This window comes from Pseudonocardia bannensis (assembly GCF_012911875.1).
Lineage (GTDB): Bacteria > Actinomycetota > Actinomycetes > Mycobacteriales > Pseudonocardiaceae > Pseudonocardia > Pseudonocardia bannensis.
This window is the reverse complement of record NZ_JAAXKZ010000078.1, coordinates 1-14427: the sequence shown is the minus strand read 5'-3', so window position 1 is coordinate 14427 and position 14427 is coordinate 1. Positions and strand designations below refer to the sequence as shown.

The 14427-nt window shown below is 71.7% G+C and carries 14 protein-coding genes; 9 read left to right on the top strand and 5 right to left on the bottom strand.

All coding sequences use genetic code 11. From position 1 onward, the window contains the following. The first annotated feature begins 14 nt into the window (after positions 1 to 14). Complete coding sequence (locus tag HF519_RS19350; protein ID WP_169414398.1) at positions 15 to 1166, top strand: cystathionine gamma-synthase; 1152 nt, start codon at positions 15 to 17, stop codon at positions 1164 to 1166. A gap of 25 nt (positions 1167 to 1191) precedes the next feature. On the opposite strand, the gene HF519_RS19345 is transcribed toward HF519_RS19350, so the two are convergent. Continuing rightward, positions 1192 to 1422 (bottom strand): hypothetical protein, encoded by a 231-nt coding sequence (locus HF519_RS19345; RefSeq protein ID WP_169414386.1) that lies wholly within the window; start codon positions 1420 to 1422, stop codon positions 1192 to 1194. 57 nt (positions 1423 to 1479) lie between these two features. On the opposite strand from HF519_RS19345, the gene ilvA reads away from it, so the two are divergent. Continuing rightward, positions 1480 to 2742, top strand: a complete 1263-nt coding sequence (gene ilvA, locus HF519_RS19340; RefSeq protein WP_169414385.1) for a threonine ammonia-lyase — start codon at positions 1480 to 1482, stop codon at positions 2740 to 2742. A gap of 16 nt (positions 2743 to 2758) precedes the next feature. Here the strand turns inward: ilvA and greA are convergent, their stop codons facing one another. Then, positions 2759 to 3244: a transcription elongation factor GreA gene (greA, locus tag HF519_RS19335; protein ID WP_312860211.1), complete on the bottom strand. Its 486-nt coding sequence runs from the start codon at positions 3242 to 3244 to the stop codon at positions 2759 to 2761. 593 nt (positions 3245 to 3837) lie between these two features. Here greA and mca point away from each other — a divergent pair. The 4 genes from mca (at position 3838) to abmR (ending at position 8160) form a co-directional block, all read left to right on the top strand. Then, on the top strand, positions 3838 to 4776 hold the full coding sequence (mca, locus tag HF519_RS19330) for a mycothiol conjugate amidase Mca (protein ID WP_169414383.1): 939 nt from the start codon (positions 3838 to 3840) through the stop codon (positions 4774 to 4776). Between the two features lie 130 nt (positions 4777 to 4906). Continuing rightward, on the top strand, positions 4907 to 5212 hold the full coding sequence (locus HF519_RS19325; protein WP_211170264.1) for a hypothetical protein: 306 nt from the start codon (positions 4907 to 4909) through the stop codon (positions 5210 to 5212). A 13-nt stretch (positions 5213 to 5225) separates the two neighbouring features. After that, entirely contained in the window at positions 5226 to 7250 is a 2025-nt protein-coding gene (locus tag HF519_RS19320) for a thioredoxin domain-containing protein (protein WP_169414381.1), read from the top strand. Positions 7251 to 7554: 304 nt separating this feature from the next. Then, positions 7555 to 8160: an ATP-binding transcription factor AbmR gene (gene abmR, locus HF519_RS19315; RefSeq protein ID WP_169414397.1), complete on the top strand. Its 606-nt coding sequence runs from the start codon at positions 7555 to 7557 to the stop codon at positions 8158 to 8160. Between the two features lie 15 nt (positions 8161 to 8175). Here abmR and trhA read toward each other — a convergent pair whose 3' ends face one another. Then, positions 8176 to 8805 (bottom strand): PAQR family membrane homeostasis protein TrhA, encoded by a 630-nt coding sequence (gene trhA, locus HF519_RS19310; RefSeq protein WP_169414396.1) that lies wholly within the window; start codon positions 8803 to 8805, stop codon positions 8176 to 8178. A 185-nt stretch (positions 8806 to 8990) separates the two neighbouring features. On the opposite strand from trhA, the gene HF519_RS19305 reads away from it, so the two are divergent. Next, positions 8991 to 9752 carry an isoprenyl transferase gene (locus HF519_RS19305; protein WP_312860213.1) on the top strand — a complete coding sequence of 254 codons (762 nt, stop codon included), beginning with the start codon at positions 8991 to 8993 and terminating at the stop codon, positions 9750 to 9752. A 98-nt stretch (positions 9753 to 9850) separates the two neighbouring features. Here the strand turns inward: HF519_RS19305 and HF519_RS19300 are convergent, their stop codons facing one another. Together HF519_RS19300 and HF519_RS19295 are read right to left on the bottom strand one after the other, a co-directional pair. Further along, the gene (locus HF519_RS19300) at positions 9851 to 10216 is read right to left on the bottom strand and encodes a hypothetical protein (protein ID WP_169414379.1); all 366 of its coding nucleotides are present in this window, start codon (positions 10214 to 10216) and stop codon (positions 9851 to 9853) included. Between the two features lie 492 nt (positions 10217 to 10708). Further along, a complete protein-coding gene (locus tag HF519_RS19295; RefSeq protein ID WP_169414378.1) occupies positions 10709 to 11107 on the bottom strand; it encodes a hypothetical protein in 399 nt (132 codons plus the stop codon). Between the two features lie 345 nt (positions 11108 to 11452). On the opposite strand from HF519_RS19295, the gene HF519_RS19290 reads away from it, so the two are divergent. Both HF519_RS19290 and phoH2 read left to right on the top strand, forming a co-directional pair. After that, positions 11453 to 12742, top strand: coding sequence for an amino acid adenylation domain-containing protein (locus HF519_RS19290; protein ID WP_312860210.1), 1290 nt, complete (start codon positions 11453 to 11455; stop codon positions 12740 to 12742). 312 nt (positions 12743 to 13054) lie between these two features. Continuing rightward, positions 13055 to 14398, top strand: coding sequence for an RNA 5'-3' helicase PhoH2 (gene phoH2 / locus HF519_RS19285; RefSeq protein ID WP_169414377.1), 1344 nt, complete (start codon positions 13055 to 13057; stop codon positions 14396 to 14398). Positions 14399 to 14427: the final 29 nt, after the last annotated feature.

Below are 14427 nucleotides of genomic sequence, written 5' to 3'. Positions count from 1 at the left end.
GTAGCGTCTGCGGCATGCGCGGCTTCTCCACCAGAGCGATCCACGCCGGCCAGGAGCCGGATCCGACGACCGGTTCCGTGATCGTCCCGATTCACGCCACCTCGACGTTCGCCCAGGACGGCGTGGGCGGGACCCGCGGCGGCTACGAGTACTCACGGACCGGGAACCCGACCCGGACGGCGCTGCAGGAGTGCCTGGCCGCTCTCGAGGGCGGCCGGCACGCCGTCGCGTTCGCCTCCGGGATGGCGGCCTCGGACACCCTGCTGCGCGCGACGGTGCGCCCGGGTGACCACCTGGTGATCCCGCACGACGCGTACGGCGGCACGTTCCGGCTGGTCGACAAGGTGCTGACCGGTTGGGGCGTCGAGTACACGCCCGTCGACCTGGCCGATCTCGACGCGCTGCGCGCCGCGATCCGACCGGGCCGCACGAAGCTGATCTGGTGCGAGACGCCGACCAACCCGCTGCTCGGCATCGCCGACATCGCCGCGCTCGCCGACGTGGCGCGCTCCGCCGGCGCCCGGCTGGTCGTCGACAACACCTTCGCCTCGCCGTACCTGCAGACCCCGCTCGCGCTCGGTGCCGACGTGGTGCTGCACTCCACCACCAAGTACATCGGCGGGCACTCCGACGTCGTCGGCGGCGCGCTCGTCACCGGCGACGACGCGCTCGCCGAGCAGCTGCGCTTCCTGCAGAACGCGGTCGGCGCGGTGCCCGGCCCGTTCGACGCGTGGCTGACCCTGCGCGGAGCCAAGACGCTCGCGGTGCGGATGGAACGGCACAGCGACAACGCGGAACTGGTCGCCCAGATGCTCACCGCGCACCCGCGGGTGGAGAAGGTGCTCTACCCGGGCCTGGCCGAGCACCCCGGCCACGAGGTCGCCGCGAAGCAGATGCGCCGGTTCGGCGGCATGGTGTCGTTCCTGGTGGCCGGCGGGCGGGAGGCCGCGCTGCGGGTCTGCGCCGCCACCCGGATCTTCACCCTCGCCGAGTCGCTCGGCGGCGTCGAGTCGCTCATCGAGCACCCGGGCCAGATGACCCACGCGTCGGTCGCCGGGTCGGCGCTCGAGGTGCCCGACTCTCTGGTCCGGCTGTCGGTCGGCATCGAGGACGTCGACGATCTGGTCGAGGATCTGCGCCAGGCCCTCGACGCCGCCGCGAGCTGACGGAGCGCCGGAGGACGGCAGGGCGTCAGCTGCGGGCCGGCACGTCGCCGGCCGTGGAGTCGGGCGGCGGCGTCGCCGGCGGCTCGGGGAGCACGATGTCACCCGGCGCGATGCAGCCGCCGACCAGCTCGTAACCGCCGCCGCGGAGCACGTAGCGACCCGGGTCGTCGCAGCCCGCCTCGCGCACGGTCACGACCGCGATCACCGCGAGCACGGCAGCGCCCAGCAGCGGGACGACCGCCCGCAGCCGTGTCATGAGACCTCCCGGAACTCCCACCCGAGAGGCTACCGGCGACGATGGCAGGATGCCGGGATGGCCGTTGCCGAACCGGGCCCCGGACGGTCGCCCGACGCCCCGGTCGGGCTCGACGACATCCGGGCTGCCCGGGACCTCCTCGCCGACGTCATCCGGCCCACCCCGGTGACCCACTCCCGGGCGCTGAGCGAACTAGCCGGCGGGCCGGTGTGGTTCAAGTGCGAGAACCTGCAGCGCACCGGGTCGTTCAAGATCCGCGGTGCCTATACCCGGATCCAGCGCCTCGGTGAACGGGAGCGCGCTACCGGGGTCGTGGCCGCGAGCGCGGGCAATCATGCGCAGGGCGTCGCGCTGGCCGCCCGGCTGCTGGGCATCCCCGCGACGGTGTTCATGCCGGAGCGGGCGGCCTTGCCCAAGGTCGACGCGACCCGCGGCTACGGCGCGACCGTCCACCTGGTCGGCGAGACGATCGAGGGCAGCATCGCGGCGGCGACCGAGTTCGCCGAGCGCACCGGGTCGGTCCTGGTCCACCCGTTCGACCACCCCGACATCATCGCCGGGCAGGGCACGGTCGGGTGCGAGATCGTCGAGCAGATCCCCGATGTGCGGACCGTGCTCGTCCCGACCGGGGGCGGCGGGCTGCTCGGCGGGGTGGCCGCGGCGGTGAAGGCGCAGCGGCCGGACGTGCGCGTCGTCGGGGTGCAGGCCGAGGGGGCCGCGGCCTGGCCCGGCTCACTGATGTCGGGCGGGCCGCGGCCGCTGGAGGCCATGCGCACGATCGCCGACGGGATCGCCGTCGGGCGGCCCGGTGACGTCACCTACCCGCAGGTCGAAGCCCTTGTCGACGAGTTCGTGACGGTTGGTGAGGACGCCCTGTCGCGAGCCCTGTTGCACTGCCTGGAGCGAGCGAAGCTGCTGGTCGAGCCCGCCGGGGCGGCCGGGGTGGCCGCGTTGCTGGAGCAGCCGGACCGGTTCGGGACCCCCGCCGTGGCGGTGCTGTCCGGCGGCAACGTCGACCCGCTCGTCCTGCTGCACGTCATCCAGCACGGCATGGCGGCGGCCTCCCGTTACCTGTCGCTGCGGGTGCGGGTGGGCGACCGCCCGGGCGCCCTCGCCGAGCTGCTCGCGCTGATCGGCTCGCTGGGTGCGAACGTCCTGGACATCGAGCACTCGCGCATCTCCGGGGCGCTACCGCTGGGCGACGTGGACGTCGCCCTGAGCATGGAGACCCGCGGCCCGGAGCACTGCGCGGAGCTCGTCGAGGCACTGCGAGCGGCCGGCCACGCCGTGTTCGACGTGGCCGGTGCGCCCGTGTGGTGAACCTCGTGCGCCGGGCTCAGCCCCGGAAGGGCTCCGCGGAGACCAGGGAGACCTTCATGCTGCCGCCGTCGGGCAGCTGGTACTCGCGCGTCTCGCCGACCCGCGCGCCGAGCAGCGCGGCACCGAGCGGCGAGTTGGGGGAGACCACCTGCAGGTCACCGTGGCTGCCCTCCTCGCGGGAGCCCAGCAGCACCTGCTCGGTGTCCTCGTCGTCGTAGCGGACCGTCAGCACCATCCCGGGGGCGGCGACGTCGGAGTCGGTCGGGGCGGTGCCGACCTGTGCGGTGCGCAGCAGCTCCTGGAGCTGGCGGATGCGCGCCTCCTGCTGGCCCTGCTCCTCGCGCGCGGCGTGGTAGCCGCCGTTCTCCTTGAGGTCGCCCTCCTCGCGACGGGCGTTGATCTCGGCAGCGATGACGGGGCGGTTCGCGATCAGCTCGTCCAACTCGTGCTTGAGCCGGTCGTAGGCCTCCTGGGTCAACCAGGTCACCTGAGTGTCCGTCACGGTCATCACTCCTCCAGCCGTCCAGGTCCGCGGACCACGAACCGGTTGCCCGCGGCACAGGTGGTCCTGTTGCGAGCGGCATAGCCCCGAGTAAGGAAAAACACGACCCGCGGGCGGGCCGTGTGCACTTCACGGTAACACGCTGTCAGCCGCTCGTCGCGCTCATTCGACAAACGGTCGCTGAGCCCGGAAGGTTCCCGGACGCAGTATCCGTGCTGGTAGAGCGGCCTTTGTGGGTCGGAGGAGCAGGGCCGGGGATCGTCTCGGCGCGTCGTGGCACGCCCGAACGGAGTCAGCACGGGTGGGACGGACGGCGGCACCCGGGCCACGAGCCGGAGATCGCGTGCCGGGGTACCGCCGGCCAGTAGCGGGGCCCGCCCGGTGGCCGTCGATGTCGCGCTGGGTGACGAGTCGATCGTCCGGCGCGACCGGCCACCCTGCCGGGAAGATCCCGGGGGGACGTGGCGTTGGCAACCGTCGGCAGGCGAAATGTCCGGGCGCTCTGGAACGATCTGTGCTGACGACGAGCGCCCGGCCCGCTGGACATCCCGGCGGGCCGGCTGACGACGAACCGGAAGGACCGCGGTCGACCCATGACCCCTCCCGATCCGACACACGTGGACCCGATCCGCCCGGACGGGTCGCCGGCGTTCCGGCTGATGACCGTGCACGCTCACCCCGACGACGAGTCGAGCAAGGGCGCCGCCACCACCGCGCGCTACGTCTCCGAGGGACACGAGGTCATGGTCGTGACGTGCACGGGCGGCGAGCGCGGCAGCATCCTCAACCCGGCCATGGACCGGCCCGAGGTCCTGGCCGACATCCCCGGCGTGCGGCGCGCGGAGATGGCCCGCGCCGCCGAGATCCTCGGTGTGCAGCACCGATGGCTCGGGTTCGTCGACTCCGGGCTGCCCGAGGGCGACCCCCTGCCTCCGCTGCCCGAGGGCTGTTTCGCGCTCTCCGACCTCGACGAGGGCACCGCGGCGCTGGTGGCCGTCGTCCGCGAGTTCCGTCCGCACGTGATCGTCACCTACGACGAGAACGGCGGTTACCCGCACCCCGACCACATCCGCTGCCACGAGATCTCGGTGGCGGCCTTCGATGCGGCGGGCGATCCGGACCGTTACCCCGGCACGGGCGACCCGTGGCAGCCGCTGAAGCTGTACTACTCGCACGGGTTCTCCCGCGCCCGGGTCGTGGCCTTCCACGAGGCGCTGCTGGCCCGCGGCCTGGAGTCGCCGTATGCGGAGTGGCTGGCCAACTGGCCCGCAGACCGGCCCGACTCGGCCACCCGGGTCACCACGAAGGTCCGGTGTGACGAGTGGTTCGCGGTTCGGGACGAGGCGCTCAAGGCCCACGCCACCCAGATCGACCCGACCAGCCGCTGGTTCTTCATCCCACCGGAGATCCAGCGCGAGGTGTGGCCGACGGAGGACTACGAGCTGGTGCGGTCCCTGGTGGACAGCTCGATACCGGAGGACGATCTGTTCGCGGGCCTCACCCAGCCGGCCGACGTACTGCGCGCGGGCTGAGCCCGCGCCCGCCGCGGCCTGCCGGACGGGCCGTGGCGGACGGTGCGTACGTTGTCCGTATACGGACGCGAACCGGCGCCCGTGGCCGAGCGGCCCGGTGCCGCCGGCGATGACGTGAACGATTCCGGAGGTGCGGAACGTGGCCGCGGTGCTGGTCGAGCTGGGCGCGGTGCCAGACCTGAGTGAGGTCCTCGCCGCCGTCGCCGTGCCGGTCCAGAACCCGGAACCCCCGCCGGGGCAGGGCGAGGAGTTCGGGAAGTCGTCTCCGATCGCATTGGTCGTGATCATCCTGCTGGCGCTGGCCACCGTGGTGCTGATCCGCTCGATGAGCAAGCATCTGCGCAAGGTGCCGGCGTCCTTCGACGAGCAGTCCGGCGAGCGCACCGAACCGGACGCCGACCCGGACACCGGGAGTGCCGGGAGCGGCAAGGACTGACAGGCTGGGCGTCATGCCCAACCGGCTCGCTGCGGCCACCAGCCCGTACCTGCTCCAGCACGCCGACAACCCCATCGACTGGTGGGAGTGGTCCGAGGAGGCCTTCGCCGAGGCCCAGCGGCGGGATGTCCCCATCCTGCTCTCGGTCGGCTACGCCGCCTGTCACTGGTGCCACGTGATGGCGCACGAGTCGTTCGAGGACCCCGCCACCGCCGAGCAGGTCAACGCCGACTACGTGCCGATCAAGGTCGACCGCGAGGAGCGGCCGGACATCGACGCCGTCTACATGGCGGCCACGCAGGCGATGACCGGCCAGGGCGGTTGGCCGATGACCTGTTTCCTCACTCCGGTCGGGGAGCCGTTCCACTGCGGCACCTACTACCCGCCGACCCCGCGGCACGGGATGCCCGCGTTCCGCCAGCTGCTCGACGCCGTGACGAAGGCCTGGCGCGAGGACGGTGAACGGGTGCGCAGCTCGGCCGGCCAGATCGCCGCCCGGCTCGCCGACGGCGCCGCCGCTACGCTGCCGCCGGCCGGGGTGGACGCCGCGGCGCTGGACCGGGCGGCGGCCACCCTCGCCGAGGGTTTCGACCCCCGATCCGGCGGGTTCGGCGGGGCGCCGAAGTTCCCGCCGTCGATGGCACTGGAGTTCCTGCTCCGCCACCATGAACGCACCGGGTCGGCCCAGGCGCTCGGGCTCGTCGAGCACACCTGCGAGCGGATGGCCCGCGGCGGCATCTACGACCAGCTGGCCGGCGGTTTCGCCCGCTACAGCGTCGACGCCGGGTGGGTGGTGCCGCACTTCGAGAAGATGCTCTACGACAACGCGCAGCTGCTGCGGGTGTACGGCCACCTGGCCCGGCGCACCGGTTCCGCGCTCGCGACCCGGGTCGCTGAGCAGACCGCCGAGTTCCTGTTGCGCGACCTGCGCACTCCCGAGGGGGGTTTCGCCTCCGCGCTGGATGCGGACACCGACGGCGTCGAGGGGCTGACCTACGCCTGGACGCCGGAGCAGCTGCGCGAGGTGCTCGGGGCCGACGACGGCGCCTGGGCCGCGCGGTTGCTCGAGGTGACCGGGGCGGGGACCTTCGAGCACGGGTCGTCGACGCTGCAGTTGCTCGCCGACCCCGATGACGCCGGCCGTTGGGAGAAGGTGCGGGCCGCGCTGCTCGCGGCCCGGGACCAGCGCCCGCAGCCCGCGCGGGACGACAAGGTCATCACCGCCTGGAACGGGATGGCGATCCTCGCGCTGGCGGAGGCCGGGGCGGCCCTGGAACGTCCCGAGTGGGTCTGGGCCGCCGCCGCGGCCGCCGACCTGCTGCTGGATCTGCACATGGTCGACGGCCGGCTGCGCCGCTCCTCGCGCGACGGCGCGGTCGGGGCCGCGGCCGGGGTGCTGGAGGACCACGCCTGTCTCGCCGACGCGCTGCTCGCGTTGCATCAGGCGACCGGGGAGGCGCGCTGGTTGCCTGCCGCGACCGACCTGCTCGACCTCGCGCTGGAGCGCTTCGCCGACCCCGAGCGGCCCGGCACCTTCTTCGACACCGCCGACGACGCGGAGGCGTTGCTGCATCGGCCGCGTGAGCTCACCGACAACGCGACTCCGGCCGGCGGGTCGGCGCTGGTCAACGCGCTGCTGACGGCATCGGTGCTGGTCGAGGGGCCGGCGGCCGGTCGCTACCGGGACGCGGCCGAGGCGGCATTGCGTTCGGTGGGGACGCTGGCCGAGAAGCACCCGCGGTTCGCCGGGCACTGGTTGACGGCCGCGGAGGCGATGATCGCCGGGCCGTTGCAGGTGGCGGTCGTGGGAGCGGCCGACGACCCGGCGCGCGCGGCGCTGTCGGCGCACGCCCGCCGGGTCGCCCCGGGCGGGACCGTGGTGGTCCCGGGAGAGCCGGACGCGGCGGGTGTGCCGCTGCTGGCCGACCGACCCCTGGTGGACGGCGGCCCGGCCGCGTACGTGTGCCGGGGCTTCGTCTGCGACCGCCCGGTGACCACCCCCGCAGAGGTCACCGCCCTCCTGGGCCTGATGCCGTAACCCGTAACCCCGCGAGTCGGGGTATTTCTGCGCGCGAGTCGGGCTCTCCTGGCGCGCGAGTCGGGGGGAGCATGCGGATTCGCGGGCGGCGATACCGCGACTCGCGCACGGCGATACCCCGACTCGCGGGCGGCGATACCGCGACTCGCGCACGGGGATACCGCGACTCGCGGGCGGGGAGAGCGCGACTCGCGGGCGGGGCGGGGGCGGGTCCGGGGTTGTGACGGCGTGGCCGGTGCTGGCGTTGCTGTGTAATCTCGTAATCGGACACGCAGCAGTCGGAGGTGGTGTGATGTCCGGACGAATGCACCGCGGATGGCACGGGCCCGGCGGCCGAGGTGGACGAGGCCCGGGCCGGGGCGGCTGGCAGCAGGCGGATCTGCCGGGAGCCGAGGACGCGCCCGCCTGGCTGCAGGGACGGTTGCCCGAGGGCTGGTTCACCGGTCCACCCGAGGTGACGATCGACCGCGAGGAGATCGTGATCGTGGGGGAGCTCCCGCCGGTGGAGGGCGAGTACGCCGACACCGAGGCCGGCCGGGCCGAGCGCGCTGCGGCGGCAGCGGGACGGATCTCCCGGTTCCGCGAGCAGACCCGCGACGAGCGCATCGAGATCGCCCGCCAGGCCGAGCACCGCTACCAGCGCAAGGTGGCCTGGGGCGCCCGGATCGGCGACACCGTCGAGCTGTTCACGACCGCCTCGGTACCGGTGATGACCCGGTTGCGGCAGCCGGAGCGCATCGTGCTGGACACGCTCGTCGGCTCCGGGGTGGCGCGGTCCCGGTCGGACGCACTGGCCTGGGCGGTTCGCCTGGTCGGGGAGCACGCCGAGGAGTGGCTCGGCGATCTGCGCGAAGCGATGGCCAAGGTCGACGAGCTGCGGGCGAAGGGTCCGACGGGAGAGGGCTCCTGACCGCCCGCCGGGGGATCAGCCCGGGAACAGGGCCAGCCAGATCGCGATCTGGTGGCACAGCGCGGCGAGCACGGTCGCGGCGTGGAAGAACTCGTGGTAGCCGAAGGTCTGCGGCCACGGGTCGGGCCACTTCGTCGCGTACATGACCCCGCCGAGGGTGTAGAGCAGGCCGCCGGTGAGCAGCAGTACCAGCGCCGCGACGCCGGCGTTGGCCAGCAGGTCGGGGAGCACGAACACCGCGACCCATCCGAGCGCGATGTAGATCGGCACGCCGACCCAGGCGGGCGCCATCGGCCAGACCATCTTCAGCACGACGCCGGCGATCGCCCCGGCCCACACCACGCTCAGGACCCAACGCGCGGTGCCCTGCTCCATGGCCAGTACGGCCACCGGGGTGTAGGTGCCCGCGATGAACAGGAAGATCATCGAGTGGTCGAGCCGCTTCATGATCGTCCGGCTGCGCAGCGTCGTCCAGGTGCGCCGGTGGTAGAGCGAGCTGACCCCGAACAGTCCCAGGACCGTGACGCTGTACACCGTCGTGGCCAGCGCGGCGTTGACGCCGACGAGCGAGGCCGACACCGAGATGAGGGCGGCGCACGCGAGCACCGACACTGCGAACGACCAGAAGTGGAGCCAGCCGCGCATGCGCGGCTTCACGAGCGGCGGGCCGGCAGACGGCGCCGCGGGGGTCCCCGTGGTCACGATCCGAGATTACGGCACTGCACCTCGACGACGGGTTGCCCGGAGGTGAACCCCGCGCCCGTCGGGTGGTGAGGTGGTGGGAGTCCCGGGGGCGTTGGCGGCCCGGCGTACGCTGATCACCCGTGGGCGTGCGCGACCTGCTGTACTCGATCTACGAGCGCAAGCTCAGCCGTCAGCTGAGTGGTGCGGTGCGGCCGCGTCATGTCGCGTTGATGCTCGACGGGAACCGCCGCTGGGCGCGGGACGCGGGGTTGGTGGACGTCAACGACGGGCACCGGGTCGGCGCGGCGAAGATCGAGGATCTGCTCGAGTGGTGCCGCGAGGCGGGCGTCGAGGTCGTGACCCTGTTCCTGCTGTCGACCGACAATCTGAACCGGCCCGCCGACGAGCTGGAACCGCTCCTCGAGATCATCGCCGACGTCGTCGACGAGTTGAGCAGCCCGGGCGCGCCCTGGCGGCTCCGTGTGGTGGGAGCCCTGGAGTTGCTGCCCGTGGCCATCGGGCAGCGGCTGTCGGCCGCTGCGGCCCGCACGGTGGGGCGCCCGGGGCTCGAGGTCAACGCGGCGGTCGGTTACGGCGGCCGGCAAGAGATCGCGGACGCGGTGCGCAAGCTGCTGCTGCAGCACGCCGAGTCGGGAACGACCATCGAGGAACTGGCCGAGGTCCTCGACGTCGACCACATCGCCGCGCACCTCTACACCTCCGGGCAGCCGGACCCCGATCTCGTCATCCGCACCTCGGGGGAGCAGCGGCTCTCGGGCTTCCTGCTCTGGCAGTCGGCCCATTCGGAGTTCTGGTTCTGCGAGGCCTACTGGCCCGAGTTCCGCCGCGTCGACTTCCTGCGGGCCCTGCGGGACTACGCGGCCCGGCATCGCCGTTTCGGTTCCTGACCGGAGTCGATGCGTAACCTCCGGTCGTCTGGCTCGTCAGCGCGCACAGAAATGGCGCCGGGCTTCTGCCCGGCGCCATTTCCGTCAGAGTCCGAGACTCAGTCGTTGTTGCTCTGCTCGAGCACGTCGCCGGCGGCCGCGTCCTGGTCGCAGTTGCGCTTGTCCTTGATGACGCTGTCGGTCTCCGACTCGGCGTCGCCCAGGATGCCCAGGGCGCCAGCAGCCGGAACCGCGACCTTCTGCGCGGCAACGGCCGCACCGGCGCCGGCAACGGCGACAGGGACGTCGTTGTTGCAGGCCTGCAGCGGCAGGTTGACGTTGTTGTCCGAGACGTTGACCAGGCCCTGGTGCAGCTCCTTCTGGCTGTTCACCTGCTCGGTCTCGTCGCCAGCGAAGGCGAGCGGGCTCACCGCGAGCAGACCAGCGGCGGCGGCAGCCACGATAATTCCAGCCTTCTTCAGCACAGTTCATCTCCTGTTGAGTGATCTGGGACGACTGCAGTCGATCCCGTTCATTGCCAGCGTCCGACCGGGGAGCCCACGCTGGCTGAGGAAAAAGTATCGGGATCCGGCCCGTCGACCAAACCACGTACCACTATCGTGTCGAAACGGCACCGACCGTTTAGTTACGCGTCCGATCGGGCGTATTTGCGGCTGCGGTGAACTGTAGTTCTGGCGCGCCGAGCGGAATGCGTCCGAGGGAATCATGGCCGGCGTACGTCGATGCCGACCGCCCGTCGCTCTCCGTTTCTCGTGCGCCCGGCCGTGTTGTCGATCCCGCGTCGAACTGGGGTGCAGTGGCTCCACCGGGTTCTCGCGATGCCGATCGAAGCGGCGATCGGAAGGGTGGGCGCAGGCTGGAACGGATGCGTCACCTCAGGGCGTCTCGCTCGTTGTTCACGCGAAAAAACGGCGCCGGGCACGAGGCCCGGCGCCGTTTTCTGCAGAGTGCGATGCTCAGTCGTTGTTGCTCTGCTGGAGCACGTCGCCGGCGGCCGCGTCCTGGTCGCAGTTGCGCTTGTCCTTGATGACGCTCTCGGTCTCCGACTCGGCGTTGCCGAAGAGGCCCAGCGCACCCGACAGCGGGGTGGCGACCTTCTGCGCGGCAACGGCGGCACCGACGCCGGACACGGCGACGGGGACGTCGTTGTTGCAGACCTGGACCGGCACGTTGACGTTGTTGTCCGAGACGTTGACCAGGCCCTGGTGCAGCTCCTTCTGGCTGTTCACCTGCTCGGTCCCGTGGTCGTGGCCCCAGTCGCCCTTGTCACCCTTGTCGCCAGCGAAGGCGAGCGGGCTCACCGCGAGCAGACCGGCAGCGGCCGCAGCCACGACAATTCCAGCCTTCTTCAGCACAGTTCATCTCCTGTTGAGTCATCTGGGCCGACCGCAGCCGATCCCGTTCTCTGCCAGCGTCCGACCGGGGAGCCCGCGCCGACTGAGGAAAAGTTATCGAGCCGGAGCCCATACACCAAATTCCATACCACTATCGTGTGAGTCCAGTACTTTACGTTTAGTTACGCATCCTATCGGGGGTAGTTTCCTCGCGAGAGCTGCCGAGATACCCGCGGTAACCTAACGGTTGGTGATCTCAAATCACCCGTTCGGAGCCGTAACTTTTTCCTGATAGGACACTCCGTAACCAGCGACTTGTCGGCGCCGTTCCAGGACGCGGGCTCGGCCGGGCAGTAGGTTGCGCCCGTGGCGCGGAACCTGCTGGTGCGTGACTATCTGTTGGTCGGTCTGCGTCTCGGCCGGCTCGTTCCTGGCCTCGTCGACACCTACACCGGTGACGCGGCCCTGCTCCGTCACGTCGAGGCCGAAGCCGCCCCGGATCCCGTCCGGCTGCTGCAGACAGTCCGCCGGCTGGGTCGCGACCTGCCCGGAGCCCGTCTCTCCCCCCGGCGGCAACGGTTCCTGGCCGGTCAGCTGACCGCCCTCGAGTGCGCGGCGCGTCGGCTGACCGGGGAGCAGATCGGCTTCGTCGCGGAGCTGGCGGCCTGCTTCGACGTGCGGGTGGTGCCCGGTGACGAGGGCGAGTACCGGCAGGCCCACGACGAGCTCGACCAACTGCTCCCCGGGAACGGAGCGCTGGCCGACCGGCTGGCCGCGTGGCGCCGGCGTGACGAGATCCCGCGGGAGCGGCTGGCCGTCGCGGTCCGGGCGGTGTCCGGTGCGCTCCGGGACCGGATCCGCGAGCACTTCCCGCTGCCACCGTCGGAGGCCGTCTCCTACGAGGTGGTCTCCGACCGACCGTGGAGCGGGCTGCAGCGCTATCTCGGGAACTACCGGTCGCACGTCGCGGTGAACGCGGCTGCCCGCCTGCGGATGACCCAGCTGCCGCACCTGGTGGCGCACGAGTCCTACCCGGGACACCACACCGAGCACTGCCGCAAGGACGCCGGGCTCGTGAAACGTGGCCGGCAGGACGAGCAGACCATCTTCCTGACCAACACCCCGCAGCGCCTGATGGCCGAGGGGATGGCCGACCTCGCCCTGCAGGTCGCGGTGGGCCCGGGCTGGGGCCGATGGGTCGAGGACGTCCTCGCCGAGGCCGGGCTGCGGACCGACGGTGCGACGGCCGAGCGGATCGACCGTGCGATGCTCGGCCTGCTGCGGGTGCGCCAGGACGCCGCCCTGCTGCTGCACGACCGGCACGCGTCCGGCGACGAGGTGCTGGCCCACCTGCGACGCTGGCTGCTGATCGAGGAGCCCCGGGCCCGGCAGATGGTGCGCTTTCTCGCGCATCCGCTGTGGCGGGCGTACGTGACGGCCTACGTCGAGGGCTTCGCACTGCTGCGGGGATGGCTGGCGCGCCCTGGGCCCGGCACCTCGGTGCAGCGCTACCGCCGGTTGCTCGACGAACCCCTTGTGCCTGCGGTCGTCCGGATGGAGCTGGCCGCGGCGGACCCACGCGCCGGCGCGGATGGGGCAGTGCCGGCAGGGCCGGATGGCGGTCGGCCGGACGAGTTGATCAGCTGTCGTTCATGACGACAGGCGGTATCTGATCATCGACGAGCGGTAGTCCGTTCTGTTAATTCTTCGGCGTTCACGTACGGGTGACGCCATGTTGCAGTTGACCGCACGGGGGTGACCGCCGGTAGCGTTCGCATCGGCGGTCCGTACCCGATGCGGATCGCTCGGGGAGGCCCTGGTCGTGGTGTCACTTGCACCCGAGGGGGCCGGCACTCGGCCCTCGCGGGCGTGTTCGGCGGCGAGCTCCAGGCCGTCGGGACGTTCCGCTCCAGGGTCGGCCGGCCCACCAGAGTGTGGGCGTGGTGCCGCGCCCACGAGGGAGCATCCGTGACCGATCGTCGTATCGCCCCCATTTCGGAGTGCACCGACACCGCGTCCCGCTGCTACGTGCTCGACACCTCCGTCCTGCTCTCCGACCCGTGGTCACTGACCCGGTTCGACGAGCACGACGTGGTGCTGCCGTTGGTGGTGATCTCCGAACTCGAGGGCAAGCGCAACCACCCGGAGCTGGGCTGGTTCGCGCGCACGGCGCTGCGTCAGCTCGACGAGCTGCGCATCCAGCACGGCCGCCTCGACGCACCGGTCCCGATCGGGACCGCGGGCGGAACCCTGCACGTCGAGTTGAACCACACCGATCCGATGGTGCTGCCGGCCGGCTTTCGGACCGACGGCAACGACAGCCGGATCCTGGCCTGTGCGCTGAACCTGCGCGCGGAAGCGGCGGGCACGCGCGAGATCATTCTCGTCACCAAGGACATGCCGCTGCGGGTCAAGGCCGCCGCGGTGGGTCTGTCGGCCGACGAGTACCACGGCCAGGACGTCGTTTCCTCCGGCTGGACCGGGATGGCCGACCTCGACGTCACGCAGGACGACGTCGACCTCCTCTTCCGGGACGGCGTGATCGACAACGACGCGGCCCGGGAGATGCCCTGCAACACCGGGTTGCGGCTGCTCGCCGGGTCGTCGTCGGCGCTGGGCCGGGTCACGGCCGACAAGCGGGTGCGGCTGATCCGGGGTGATCGCGAGGCGTTCGGGGTACACGGTCGTTCCGCTGAGCAGCGGGTCGCGCTCGACCTGTTGCTCGACCCGGAGGTCGGCATCGTCTCTCTCGGTGGCCGGGCCGGCACCGGGAAGTCCGCGCTGGCGTTGTGCGCCGGGTTGGAGGCAGTGCTCGAACGCCAGCAGCACCGCAAGATCGTCGTGTTCCGGCCGCTCTACGCCGTCGGTGGGCAGGAGCTCGGGTACCTGCCCGGCAGCGAGAGCGAGAAGATGGCGCCCTGGGCCCAGGCCGTCTTCGACACGCTCGGTGCGCTGGTCAGCCAGCACGTGATCGACGAGGTGATCGCCCGGGGCATGCTCGAGGTGCTGCCGCTGACCCATATCCGCGGCCGCTCGCTGCACGACAGCTTCGTGATCGTCGACGAGGCGCAGTCGCTGGAGCGCAACGTGCTGCTCACGGTGCTGTCCCGGCTCGGCACGGCGTCGCGGGTGGTGCTCACCCATGACGTCGCGCAGCGCGACAACCTCCGCGTCGGCCGGCACGACGGGATCGCGGCGGTGATCGAGAAGCTGAAGGGGCACCCGCTGTTCGCCCACGTCACCCTGACCAGGTCGGAGCGTTCGCCGATCGCCGCGCTGGTCACGGAGCTGCTGGAGGGCCCCGGCGCCTGAAGCCGGACGGCGCCGCCGACCCTCCCGGT